The sequence below is a fragment of the Desulfovibrio ferrophilus genome (assembly GCF_003966735.1).
GTDB classification, from domain to species: Bacteria; Desulfobacterota; Desulfovibrionia; order Desulfovibrionales; family Desulfovibrionaceae; genus Desulfovibrio_Q; species Desulfovibrio_Q ferrophilus.
Genome location: NZ_AP017378.1, coordinates 51,843 through 64,892, shown reverse-complemented (window position 1 = coordinate 64,892; position 13,050 = coordinate 51,843). Strand labels below are relative to the sequence as shown.

Annotated in this window: 12 protein-coding genes; 5 read left to right on the top strand and 7 right to left on the bottom strand. The window is 56.6% G+C overall.

What is annotated here, in order from left to right; all coding sequences use genetic code 11:
* Positions 1-4 precede the first annotated feature (4 nt).
* From EL361_RS00320 to pspA, 6 genes are all read right to left on the bottom strand, one after another.
* The gene (locus tag EL361_RS00320) at positions 5-976 is read right to left on the bottom strand and encodes an SCO family protein (RefSeq protein ID WP_232034825.1); all 972 of its coding nucleotides are present in this window, start codon (positions 974-976) and stop codon (positions 5-7) included.
* A 9-nt stretch (positions 977-985) separates the two neighbouring features.
* Positions 986-1,273: a c-type cytochrome gene (locus EL361_RS00315; RefSeq protein WP_126381206.1), complete on the bottom strand. Its 288-nt coding sequence runs from the start codon at positions 1,271-1,273 to the stop codon at positions 986-988.
* A 212-nt stretch (positions 1,274-1,485) separates the two neighbouring features.
* Complete coding sequence (locus EL361_RS00310) at positions 1,486-1,872, bottom strand: cytochrome c3 family protein (protein WP_126375599.1); 387 nt, start codon at positions 1,870-1,872, stop codon at positions 1,486-1,488.
* A gap of 86 nt (positions 1,873-1,958) precedes the next feature.
* Positions 1,959-2,405, bottom strand: a complete 447-nt coding sequence (gene pspC / locus EL361_RS00305) for an envelope stress response membrane protein PspC (protein ID WP_126375598.1) — start codon at positions 2,403-2,405, stop codon at positions 1,959-1,961.
* On the bottom strand, positions 2,392-2,640 hold the full coding sequence (locus EL361_RS00300; protein ID WP_126375597.1) for a hypothetical protein: 249 nt from the start codon (positions 2,638-2,640) through the stop codon (positions 2,392-2,394). Before EL361_RS00300 ends, pspC begins: the two co-directional genes overlap by 14 nt.
* A gap of 45 nt (positions 2,641-2,685) precedes the next feature.
* Complete coding sequence (pspA, locus tag EL361_RS00295) at positions 2,686-3,372, bottom strand: phage shock protein PspA (RefSeq protein ID WP_126375596.1); 687 nt, start codon at positions 3,370-3,372, stop codon at positions 2,686-2,688.
* Between the two features lie 187 nt (positions 3,373-3,559).
* Between pspA and pspF the strand changes: the two genes are divergently transcribed.
* From pspF to EL361_RS00280, 3 genes are all read left to right on the top strand, one after another.
* Entirely contained in the window at positions 3,560-4,624 is a 1,065-nt protein-coding gene (gene pspF, locus EL361_RS00290) for a phage shock protein operon transcriptional activator (protein ID WP_126375595.1), read from the top strand.
* Positions 4,614-5,666 carry a lipid A deacylase LpxR family protein gene (locus EL361_RS00285; RefSeq protein WP_126375594.1) on the top strand — a complete coding sequence of 351 codons (1,053 nt, stop codon included), beginning with the start codon at positions 4,614-4,616 and terminating at the stop codon, positions 5,664-5,666. Before pspF ends, EL361_RS00285 begins: the two co-directional genes overlap by 11 nt.
* 145 nt (positions 5,667-5,811) lie before the next feature.
* The gene (locus EL361_RS00280) at positions 5,812-7,032 is read left to right on the top strand and encodes a hypothetical protein (protein ID WP_126375593.1); all 1,221 of its coding nucleotides are present in this window, start codon (positions 5,812-5,814) and stop codon (positions 7,030-7,032) included.
* Positions 7,033-7,107: 75 nt separating this feature from the next.
* Here EL361_RS00280 and EL361_RS00275 read toward each other — a convergent pair whose 3' ends face one another.
* On the bottom strand, positions 7,108-9,171 hold the full coding sequence (locus EL361_RS00275) for a methyl-accepting chemotaxis protein (RefSeq protein ID WP_126375592.1): 2,064 nt from the start codon (positions 9,169-9,171) through the stop codon (positions 7,108-7,110).
* A 358-nt stretch (positions 9,172-9,529) separates the two neighbouring features.
* On the opposite strand from EL361_RS00275, the gene EL361_RS00270 reads away from it, so the two are divergent.
* On the top strand, positions 9,530-10,006 hold the full coding sequence (locus EL361_RS00270; protein WP_126375591.1) for an Lrp/AsnC family transcriptional regulator: 477 nt from the start codon (positions 9,530-9,532) through the stop codon (positions 10,004-10,006).
* Between the two features lie 23 nt (positions 10,007-10,029).
* On the top strand, positions 10,030-13,038 hold the full coding sequence (locus tag EL361_RS00265; protein WP_126375590.1) for a proline dehydrogenase family protein: 3,009 nt from the start codon (positions 10,030-10,032) through the stop codon (positions 13,036-13,038).
* Positions 13,039-13,050: the final 12 nt, after the last annotated feature.

The following is a 13,050-nucleotide window of genomic DNA, read 5'->3' as shown; positions in this document are numbered from 1 at the left end:
TTCCTTAGCGGCGTTTCTTCTTTCTGCCCACAGAGAACAGAATAATCAGCATAATGGCGATAAAACTCAGGATGGACACACCAGCCACACGCATCAGATCGAAGGTGTAACGGCGCCCCTCAGGGTCGTAGTTGAAGCAGTAGGAGAGCATGCGCTTGACGGACAGCCCTGTTTTTCCCTCGGCCGCTTCGGTGGCTGCCATGGTCACATCAAAGGGCAAAAAATCCGTTCCGTAGAGATACCGTACGATCTTGCCGCCAGGGGCAACGGCAATGATCACCACGGGGTGCGCAAAGTCCTGATCCACGCGCTTGAATCGGAAGCCAACGGCCTCCATTGCCCGGTGAATATTCTGCTTGTCACCACTCAGAAAATGCCAATACTCGGGCGGAAACTTAGCGCCCAGGGCCATTGCAAAATTGCGTTTGGAATTGGCTGAGGTGCGCGGACTGTCACGTTCATCAAAAGACAGGGAGATCACCTGGATCTCCTCGCCGGGGACAAGATTGACCTGGGGTAAAATCCGGGCAAAGGAGCTTTGCAGAATGTGACAGACGTTGGGGCAGCTGTAATAGACAGGCAGCAGGATGGTAGGAGTGTTCCCCACCAGTTCGCGCAGATTGACCCGCTGGCCGGTGGAGTCGGTGAACCAGGCATCCCCGGGTAGAAATGCCCCCAAATGCTCAATCACTCCCACGGGAGGGCCTTCCTGTTCGGCCTTGGCCATCATGGCTTCATGGTCATGGGGCTTGGCTGGGACAGCCTGTGCATCGTCGGACACCCCCTGCATATCCATCCCCTGCATATCCATGTCATCCATGGAGAGGGAGGCCTTGGCTGGAGCATCACCAATCGCATGTGCCCCCTCCGAAACCATGGCTTCATGACTCTGTTCAGTGGGTACGCCGGCGGCAATGGACACTCCAAGACAGGCCACAGTCACAAGGACCACCGCCAACATTGCTGGCACACGCATGGCAGCCCCCTAGAAACCGGCAATATGATCAGCGAGTTCCTTGATCTGTTCAGGACTGAGCTTTTTGAGCGTATTGGTCATGATCATCTTCTTGGCTCCGCCGTAGCTGCCATCAAGATATCCGAGCATCTTCTTTTCCAGATCCTCGGAACACTGGCCTTTAAGAGGGGCACTGACGCCCATGGCCTGTTTGGAGCCATCAGCCCCATGGCAACCCGCGCAGCGTTTGTACAATTCTCCGCCGTCTGCAAAGGCAGTTGCCGCCGCCAGAGCGGAGATCATGACCACGGTGGACATCAGGGCAATACATTTCTTCATTGTTATTCCTCTCATCTTCAGAGTGAAACTCCCTGCCTTTCAGAGAGTTGACTTCACAGTGCTAGGTGAAAGGATACCAGCCAAACGAATTTTTTCAATACTTTCCGTAAACTCCGCTCCAGTCCCAATGGGCAACGCACCCCATCTTCATCGCAAATCTCCCTGCCCCACTGATCTTTCCAACAAGCTCCTCACTTGCGATTGTGCCTGCCACCCCTGGGATTACGGTGACATTCACCACACTCATCAGGACCGGACCCGACATTCGCATGGCATCCGATGCAACTGTAGCTGGAATCCGCAGCATGAATCATCACATACTTGGACTCGACACCAGCCCGTACCTTCAGGTCATCGTGACATCCGGCACTTGAGCAGGCAGCGGGTTCTTCGCCCTCGAACACTCTGTGGTGACAGGCCGAACAGTCCTGATCCATTTGCTGCTGATGCTGCTCGTGATCAAAGTTATTGCAGCTCTGGTCCAGGCCAAAAATATGGGCCTCCACCAGCACGGCCAGCATCAACACCAGCACAACAAAGCCGGTCATCAGACAAAAGCGTACCCATCTCATTGCCATAACGAGCCTCCTGCGAACCCACCTTCGCAATCTGAAAATGTATTGGTACAAAGCCGCCCGGCAGGACACCGGGCGGAAAATGGCGATTATTCGCGCATGCGCTTCTCCCACTGCCAGTCCTTGGAAGTGACCACATCCTCCATGCGCCGCAGACGGCGATCAAGGCGGTCGAACTTATCCCTGACGCGAGAAACGGCATCGGACTTGGAGCGGGTATAGGAATTATAAAACTCACGCTCGGAACTGGATTGCGGCTGAACAACAGGCTCCAGCTTCATTAAAAAGGCCGCAATGAAATAGACCGCAACGCCGGGCCAGAGACCGGTGAACAGAACAAACAGTGCCGTCAGCACCCGCACCCAGAAGACGGGGAGGTCGAAGTACTCGGCCAGCCCCTGGCAGACGCCCAGGAATCTCCCGTTGCGGGAACGATACAAACCGCTCCCCGGTGAATCGGCAAAGGAACAACCGTTTCCACCCGAGCCAAAGGGCCGACGTCGTCCCGAACCGCCGCAACCTCTATAACGTCTCATCTGACCCTTCCTTGCCCTTTCCCCCGGCTTCGTAGAGCAGGGTTTCGAGAACATCGACCCTGTCTTCCATACGCGAGAGCTTGGTATATATTTCCTGGACCATCCTGGTTTCATCCACCTTCGCTTCGGGCTCGCTCCGGGAGAACGCCCCGGAAAACAGCCTGGCCAGGAGGAATACCGCACCCACCACAATCAGCAGGGGAACGAGGATGAAACCCACAACGAAATGTCCCATTGAAACCACCTTGGTTGTCGGAAGACTCCTATGGAGCGCTCCCGGCTAGTCCTTCTTTTCCACTTTGCCGCCAGCCGGCTTCCTGGACTTCTTCAGGGCCGACAGTTCGTCCTTGATGCTATCCTCTTTTTCAAGAAGAGAAAACTCGTCTTCCAGGTCCAAACGCTGCTTGGGCGCAGCCAATTCGGCTTCGGCCTCAAGATGTTCAATGCGATTTTCAAAACGGTCAAAGCGCAACATCACATCCGAACTTTCGACTCGAGTCAGAGTCCTGCCCGCAGAACGACGCTGGGTGGCACGGGCATGCCGCTGTTCCAGCAACCGCTGCTTCTCACGGGCAGCATGCATCTTGTCTTCCAGGCGCGAAATATCCTCGCGAGCCTGTTCCACCAATCCATCCATGTACAGAGCCTCTTCGTCCAGAGCATCAAGACGGCGAACGAAGGCACTCTTTTCAACCAGGGCTTCGCGAGCCAGGTCATCCCGGCCCTTGTCCACCGCCAACTCGGCACGAGCGGCCCACTTCTCGGTCTGTTCGGTAATGGCCTCGCGCTCACGCTCCAGGTTCTTGCGTTCGGCCATGGTCTTTGCACAGGAAGCCTTGAGCTCAACAAGGGTCTCTTCCATTTCACGCACCATGAGCCGGATAAGCTTGCGCGGGTCTTCTGCCTTGTCCAACAGCACATTGAGGTTGGAACCGACGATATCCTTGAAACGGCTGAACACACCCATGGGATGCCTCCTTCGATCTTGTGATGAATAATGTTGATCTTACTGAGCACGAACCGTGCCGAAGCATTATTTAGAAGATAAGTGATTGAAATAAATTAATATATAAGATTGACAAGACTCGCCACCTATGGCATTATAAACCAATATTTGGCTCAAAATACTAAATTTTAGCATATTAAACCAAGCGATGTCCGAATACTCGTCCGCAACCGAAGCCCTAGGGCAGTCCGAAGCCTTCCTGCAGTTCATGGAGGGACTCTCCGTGGCAGCCCGGGTAGACCGCCCGACGCTCATCGTCGGCGAGCGCGGCACGGGGAAAGAACTGGCAGCAGGGCGACTCCACTACCTCTCCGCCCGCTGGCAGGGGCCTTTTGTTGCCCTGAACTGCTCCGCTCTCGCCCCGTCCCTCATCGAAAGCGAACTGTTCGGGCACGAAGCCGGAGCCTTCACCGGAGCCTCCGGCAGACGCAAGGGACGTTTCGAGGCCGCAGAGAATGGGACCCTGTTTCTGGACGAGATTGCGACAATGCCGCTGACCGTTCAGGAAAAGATCCTGCGAGCGGTTGAGTATGGAGAATTTGAACGCGTTGGAGGCTCAACGCCGATTCGAGTGGACGTCCGGGTGATTGGAGCCACCAATGCAGACCTGCCAGCCCTGGCGGATGCAGGCCGCTTCAAACGCGACCTTCTCGACCGCTTGGGATTTGAAGTGCTGACCGTACCCCCACTGCGGTATCGGCATGGTGATATCGAGTTGCTGGCTCGCCACTTCGCAGACCGGATGGCCGTTGAAATCGAACGCCCTGAGCCCCCAGGATTCTCGGCACAGGCCTTGGCGACCATGAACTCGCACCCCTGGCCCGGCAACGTACGCGAACTAAAGAACGTGGTAGAACGTGCGGTGTACCGCACAGAAGGCAACAGGATCCAAAACGTTGTTCTGGATCCATTCCAGTCGCCCTGGCGACCGATACCCAATGAGCATACCCCCCCCGCATCCCGGCAGACGCAGGGGGAATCCTCCACGAAGGCAGGACCTGTCCGGCGCGCCGCTCTCACCCCTGGCGCGCCGGGCGGGACCAGCCCGGAGCCGCTGCTTGAAGCCGTGCGCAATCTGGAGTTACAGTATCTGGAAAACGCCCTGACTCTCACTCGTCACAACCAGCGAAAAGCGGCCATATTGTTGGGCCTTACCTACCATCAGTTCCGGGGCTTATACCGCAAACACAAGGAGGCTCTCGATGCCGCCTAGACTCCTGCCATTTCTTCTGCTTCTGGCCATTGCCATCCTCCTCTCGACCTCAGTGCATGCCGGAGAGCCAACCCGCCCTGGCGAGCACTGGGCCATGTCGATCTATAATGAAAATGACAAGTTCGCCGGAACCGATCAGCACTACACCAACGCCGTCAAGGTTACCGTGCTCAGCAAGGACCTGCGAGAATACGCCCACAGTGAAGTTGTGGCCGAGTATTTCCCCTGGATGATCCCTGTGATCGAGCAAGCTCCCTTTGTCAATGACCCCAACAAGACCCGCAACATCGCCTTCTCCTTTGGCAACGAAATCTATACCCCCATCGATGTCAAAGCCTCAGAGCGCATTCAAGACGATCGACCCTACGCAGGTTGGACGTACGCCTCCCTTGCCCTCCATGCCAAGAACGCCAACCGACTGGACACATTCGAAACCACACTGGGCATTGTCGGCCCATCCGCCCACTCGGACATCATTCAGAATGAATTCCACAAACTGATCGATACGTTCCCGTCAGAAGGCTGGAACAACCAACTCCGGGACGAACCCGGCATCATGCTCTCCTGGCAGCGCCGCATTCGGCATGAATACCCCTTAGGCAGCAGCCAATGGTCTGCGGACCTCATCCCCCACCTCGGGGTAACGGTGGGTAACGTCCTGACCTATGCCAACATGGGTGGACAGGTGCGCCTTGGTTACAATCTCCCCCAGGATTTTGGTGTCTCCCCCATCCAGACCGGCTCCACCGTGGCAACCCCGACCGAGGCAAACGACCCCCGACTCAGCGGGGGCTGGGGATTCAACGTCTTTGCAGGTGCGGATGGACGCGCCGTGGCCCGCAACATCTTCCTCGACGGCAACACCTTCCGTCAGAGCCACAGAGTCGACAAGATCCCGTTCGTTGCCGACCTGTATGGCGGGGCTTCCCTATTCTGGGATCGATGGACCCTGACCTATACCCATGTCTACCGCACACGAGAATTTTCAGAGCAAAAAGACGGGCAGGTTTTTGGTTCCTTCAATCTTTCCGTGACCTTCTGATTCAGACACTTTCGCACCCTTCATGCCGTCGCAGGCTCCCGCGCAGAAGCTTGCCATTAGCTGGTTTCATGACTACCATAAGAGCCCGGAACCAAGATCGTACGAGCTTATCTTCCGTACTCCGGACCCTAGGAAAAAGACACGAATGAAAAACACTATAGGTATCTGCTGGCCGGCATTCAGCCTCTTCGAAAAAGTCACAATTGCCACCCTGCTTCTCATCAGCCTGCTCCTGCTCCTTCCGAGCGGAGTCATGGCCGAGCAAAGTGACGCCTTTGCCACCCTGAGCGGAAACAAGACAGCCCCCACCAAACAGCTCGACCCGACCGGACAAAGCGTAGTGCAGGCCGTCCAAGCCATCCTGAATGCGGTGGACAATCCTCAGGCAGCCTCACCCACCGAGGCCATGGCCACCCTGGCAGACATTGTTACGTCTGATGGCCCTGCCGAGCTCGACCTACCGACCATGGACGGAGCCAAAGGTGTGGCACTGCGCGAACAGGTCGCAAGCCCCCTATCTCGCATCCTGGAATACGCCTACAACCCTGACGTGCCCGCCTACCTCGTGCTGCCGTCGGTTGTGCGTCTGTCTCAATGGTACCCGGAAAGCGACATCCTGAATCTGCAAACACCGCTTCATCAGCAGCTTCCGGCATCAGCGACCCCCCTGGTTCTGCGCGGGCGTGAATACGAGGAAATCACCCCTGACACGTTCTCAGGTGGTTATTACAGCTATGACCTGCAGCGCATGCTCGCCCTGTTCCAGCATCAGGGGCGCAATGTGCTGGTCTCCGTCTCCCGCCAGGACGGCGAATCCGAAGTGGGCAAAAAGGGCGTGGTTCTGGATGACAACAAATGGAACTATTTCTACTCCGGCAAGGAAGGCCTGACCCAGGGGGCCATCGGCTGGATGGACACCTATATGTATGACTCATGGTCCGTCTCTGTCTTCGTGGAGGAGCCCGACGGAACCACGACCAACATGATTTTCAAGTGGCTCCGCGCTGGATGGGCGGGAATGAACGTCGTCAAGGGCAGCCACATCCTTGAAGGCTGCAAGCGATTTGCCAGGGCCTTCCGGTCGGTCATCGAATCCGACCTACTGCCAGCTGCCGGCGAATTGGCGGCAAAGACCAAGGAACTCCTGGCCCTGTCGGAAAATGAACTGGACCGACGGATCAAACACTACGCCCGCCAAATGGAGCGCGTCTGGAAAAACCACCCGGTACTGTCGCGACGAACCTTTGCCAAAATCATGGAGGGCGGCGGCTACGCCAAGGCCCTGAACCGCGAACAACGCGTCAGCGCCCTGCTGCTGGAATACCTGAAAAAGCAACTCCAGACAGCATCCATTCGCCAAGGCTAGCTCCACTTCTCGAACATGACAAAAGGCGCGAAGGCATATGCCTTCGCGCCTTATTCTTTGGAATGAATCCCAACCCTAATACTTGACCAGACCGGTGGCATCGTCCCCAGAGGGCAATGCCTGCACTGGTTGACCAGCAACACGGACAACCGGTCGGCCATTATTGCCAGCCACAGTGAAATAATCCATGGTCTGCTGCAACTGCACCGCCTGGGAGGAGAGCTCCTCGGCAGTAGCAGCCAACTCTTCAGCCGATGAAGCATTGGACTGCACAGCCTGATCCATTTCGCGAATGGAATCCGTAATGCGTGCAGCCTGCCCGGTCTGATCGGCGCTGGCAGCGGCAACCTCCTGCACCAAGTCAGCTGAACGCCGCACATCGGGCACCACCTTGCCGATGATCGCCCCTGCGCGCTCGGCCACATCCACACTTTGCGCCGAGAGTTCAGAGATCTCGGCTGCGGCTTGCCCACTCTTTTCAGCAAGCTTTCGAACCTCAGAAGCCACCACAGCGAATCCCTTGCCATGCTCACCGGCACGAGCAGCCTCAATGGCAGCATTGAGGGCCAACAGATTTGTCTGGCGGGCAATTTCCTCGATGATGGATATCCTTTCAGCAATCTCCTTCATGGTTCGCACCGTGATATCCACAGCTTCGCCACCTTCCTGAGCCTCCTCGGCAACCCGGAGAACGATCCGTTCGGATTCCCGGGCATTCTCAGAATTGCGGGTGATCCCGTCGTTCATATCCGAAACCAAACCGGTCACCCGTTCAATGGCCGCTGCCTGCTCGGTCACGGATTGAGACAATGTCTCGGCACTGGCGGTCAACTCCTCGCTACCGGCAGCCACCTGCTCTGCAGCGTTCTTGACGTCAGTTACGATACCTACCAAATTCTCAGCCATACGCTTCAAGGCTGCAAAGACACCGAGTGCAGGCTGGTCCGTATTCATGTCTCGGGTCAAATCACCTTCGGCGATTGTCCCGGCAATATCCGCCATTTCCAGAGGTTCGGCACCAATGGTATTGGTCACTCCGCGCGCAAAGACCAATCCCGACACGGCAGCCAGCAAAGCCAGTACCACCGCCACGATCACAATCAGGATCAACATGCGGTTGACCGTCTTGGACACCGCTGCCTGTTTGGCGGCTACCGCCACGTCAATGGCATCAGTATAGACTCCCATCCCCACAACCCACTGCCAGGGCTCGAACATTCGCACATACGAGAGCTTGGGATATTCGCCTTCCCTGCCAGGTTTGGACCACCAATAGGTGAGGAAGCCCTCTCCCTTGGACTTGGCCAACTCGGTCATATCGCGAATCATGTAATTGCCACGCTTATCCTGCAGACCGGCAAGACTCTTGCCGATCAAGTCTTCACTGGAATGCGCGATCATGATCGAATCCAGATCGTTGATCCAAAAATAATTGCCATCCTCCATACGCATGGCCGAAACCTGCTGAGCTGCCTCAGCCTGCATCTGGGCGGTCACATCCTCAATCCACGCCCCCGTACCGAAAATCCATCCCAACTCGGGAATCAACCGAACATAGGAAACCTTGAGCTTGGGCTCGGTTTCTCCGGGCTTGGCCCAAAGATAGGACACCATTCCGGCCCCATCTCGACGACAAAGCTCGACCATCTCCCTGAACAGGTAGGTCCCCTCGGGGTCCTTGAATTGCGACATATCCTTGCCGTTCAAGGCGGGATTAGTCCCGTGCATGACCATGCGGACGTCCATGTCATTGATCCAGAGATAATTGCCCCCGTCGAAGCGCACCGCCTCGACCAAATCCTTGATCGTTGCCCGAACTTGCGGGCCATCGCCAGCCTTGAGTTCGTTCTCGGCCTGACTGACCACGGAATCCACAACACGCTTGAGACCGGCCATGGTCGCCTGTTTCAATCCGTCGATATCCTGGGACCGCCGATGGTATTCCTCAATGGTTTTGGAAGCCATGCCCACCAGTTCGTCCAACTGTTTCTTTTCCCGTTCCATGGACTGCTCACGATATGAGGCTATTTCCCCGTCGGCATACTGGTTCAACTGAAAAATGAATACGATGCACAGCAGGACGATGGTCACGACAACTGCCAGCACCTGAAACCCGGTCAGCTTGGTTCTCAATTTCATATCGAAGCTCCTGAGCCCTTTGGGGTACGTCCTCGGACGTGAACGGCTTATGCGAACAAATACCCCTCTGCCATCGAGTCGCGCGCAGTATACAGCACCCGATGCACACCAGACAGATGAGGCATGATTATCCCCTACTCTACCAGTATAATTTCAGTATACTCAAGCAAAAAGAGCCGTTTCTACCAGACGGAAACATAGGATCTTCGATACCCCAAAGACCCCAGAGAGAATGAACCATCAAAAACGTTGTATATTCTCTAATAAACCATCCTGGCAGAATATAGTTCTGTTTTTTCAGTATAGATAGAACTTCATTCTTGACAATGTAGGTTTTTTGGAATTTTATAACTCCACTATGAGAAAGAACGGCCTGGACGATACTGATCGACAAATACTGACCCTGATGCAGGGCAACGCCCGAATCTCCAACGCGGAAATAGCACGGCAGGTGGGCAAGGCGCCCTCCGCCGTGCTGGAGCGCATCCGCAAGCTTGAGGTAAACGGTGTGATCCTTGGATATGAAACAAGGATCAATCCAAAAGCGCTGGGGCTGGGGCTGACTGCATTCACCTATGTTCATGCCGAGGATGCGGTGGGCTCCACCAGATCCGGGCGAGAACTGGCCGAACTGCCCGAAGTTCTTGAAGTGCATCACACTGCCGGACAGGACGCCTATCTGATCAAGGTCCGTGTGGGGGACACCGAAGACCTGGGGAAACTGCTGCGCAAGATCGGCAGCATTGATTCGGTACGCGACACTCGCACCACCATCGTGCTCGGTTCCGTCAAGGAAACCATCGAGCTCGCCATCACTAACGACACTCAAGACTAAAGCCGACCGATACGGGGGACCTCATGGAACACAACGAAATCGATCCTAAAATCATTGTCCGAGGCAAGGAATTCTTCCAGAGCATCAGCGGTGAGGCTCCGTCGATCTTCAACAAGGGCTGGTGGACCGGCAAGGTCATGGATTGGTCCATGAAGAACGAAGACTTCAAGGTGAAACTCTTTCGCTTTGTGGACGTGCTGCCCACCCTCTCCAGCAATGAATCCCTGGTCCGCCACATCGAAGAATATTTCGCCTCCGAGTCCGGCGATCTGCCGCCGGTCATGAAGGCAGGCCTGAAGAGTGCCGGTCTGGCTGGCAAGCTGGGTGGCAAGATCATGGCCAAGGCCATCTCCTCCAACATCGAGAAGATGGGGCGCCAGTTCATCGTCGGTCAGCAGTCCAAGGAAGCCGTCAAGAACATCGTCAACCTCCGCAAAGACGGCTTCGCCTTCACCATCGACGTGCTGGGTGAGGCAACCCTGTCCGAGACCGAAGCCGAAGAGCGCATGCAGGAGCATCTGGAACTGCTGGATGCCCTGAAGGATGCCAAAGACAAATTCAAGCCTCTCAAAGGATCCAAGAACGGTCTGGATTGGGACAGCGAGCCAGTGGTGAACCTGTCCATCAAACCCACTGGGTTCTACTCGCAGATGAAACCCCGGGACATCCAAGGCTCCGTGGATGCGCTATTCGCGCGCCTTGCTCCGGTCTACCGCAAGGTCATCGAGTTGGGCGGCGCCATGTGCATCGACATGGAGTCCCTGGAATACCGTGAGATCACCATGGAGTTGTTCAAGAAGCTTCGTTCTCACGACGAATTCCGCAACTACCCGCACCTGGCCATTGTCTTCCAGACCTATCTCAAATGCACCGATGAAGACGTACGCAACATGATAGCCTGGGCCGAGGGCGAAGCCCTGCCCATGACCATCCGTCTGGTCAAAGGTGCCTACTGGGATTTCGAGACCGTACGCGCCAAGCAAAACGGCTGGGACATCCCCGTTTACACCATCAAGGCCGAATCTGACGCCGCCTTTGAGCGTAACGCGACATATATTCTGGAACACAGCAATATCTGCCGACTGGCCTGCGCCTCGCACAACGTGCGCACCATCGCTGCGGTCCTTGAAACCGCCAAGACCTTGAACGTGCCCGATGATCGCTTTGAATTCCAGGTCCTCTACGGCATGGCCGAACCCGTTCGTCTGGGCCTGCAGAAGGTCGCCAAGCGCGTTCGCCTGTACTGCCCCTATGGCGAATTGATCCCGGGCATGGCCTATCTTGTGCGCCGTTTGCTGGAAAACACGGCCAATGAGTCGTTCCTGAAGCAGAGCTTTGCCGACGAGGCCGACGTGGCCCGCTTGCTGGAAAACCCAGCTGACACGGCCGAGCGAGAACGCGCAGCCCTGCCCGAGAAGCCCAGGCCCGAAGGTCTTGCGCGCTTTGACAACGAACGCATGGTAGACTTCACCGTGGCCGCCGAGCGAGGGGCCTTCCCCGCGGCCATCGCACGAATTCGCGACAGTTTCGGCACAACCTACCCGCTCTATATCAATGGTCAGGACATCACCACTACAGACACCATGGAGTCGTACAACCCGGCCAGGACCAACGAAGTCCTCGGGCATATCTGCCAGGCCGGGACCGAGGAGATCGAACAGGCCATCGTCGCTGCCAAGAAGGCTCTGCCCGCCTGGCGCGATACACCACCCGCAGAACGCGCCGAATACATGATGAAGGCCGCGCAATACATGCGCGAAAACATCTTCGACATGAGCGCCTTGCAAGTGCTGGAAGTGGGCAAGCAGTGGGATCAGGCCTACGCCGATCTGGGTGAGGCCATTGATTTCTTGGAATATTATGCCCGTGAAATGATCCGCCTTGGCAAACCACGACGCATGGGGCACGCCCCGGGCGAGATGAGCCTGTATCAGTACAGGCCCAAGGGTATTGCTGCTGTCATCGCCCCATGGAACTTCCCGCTGGCCATTTCCTGCGGCATGACCGCCGGTGCCATCGTGACCGGAAACTGCGTCCTGTTCAAACCTTCGGGGCTATCCTCCATCGTCGGCTATGGACTGGTCGAGGCCTTCAAGGCTGTGGGGCTGCCCGATGGCGTGTTCAACTATACACCGGGCCGCAGCTCAATCATGGGCGACTATCTGGTGGAGCACAAAGATGTGAACATGATCGCCTTTACCGGCTCCATGGAAGTGGGGCTGCGCATCATGCACAAGGCCGCAGTGCCTGCTCCGGGACAGATTCATTGCAAGAAGGTCATCGCTGAAATGGGCGGCAAGAACGCCCTGATCGTGGATGACGATGCAGAGCTGGACGAGGCCGTGAGCAACACCCTGTACTCGGCCTTCGGCTTCCAGGGCCAAAAATGCTCGGCCTGCTCACGAGTCATCGTACTCGACGCCGTCTACGACAAGTTCGTCGGACGCTTGGTGGAGGCCGCACGCTCCATCAAGCTCGGTGCCTCCGAAAATCCGGCCAACTACATGGGACCGGTCGTGGACCGTAATGCACAGAAATCCATCATGGAATATGTGGAACTGGCCAGAAAGGAAGGAAACATCCTGCTGGAGCGCATGCCCGAAGACGTTGATCTGGACAAGGGCTGCTACGTCCCGCTGACCATTGTGGACGGGATCACCCCCGAACACCGTATTGCCCAGGAAGAGGTCTTCGGGCCGCTGCTGGCCGTGATGCGGGCCAAGGATTTCGATCAGGCTCTCGACTATGCCAACTCGACCAAGTTTGCCCTGACCGGCGGACTGTTCAGCCGCAGCCCGAAGCATCTGGAACGCGCCCGCACCGAATTCCACGTGGGCAACCTGTACCTGAACCGCAACAACACCGGCGCGCTGGTGGAGCGGCACCCCTTCGGAGGCTACAACATGTCGGGCATCGGCTCCAAGGCCGGAGGCCCCGACTATCTGCTGCAGTTCATGGACCCGTACACCGTATGCGAAAACACCATGCGGCGCGGATTTGCCCCCATCGAGGAGGACGACGACTGGATCTAATCAAGCAGCTTT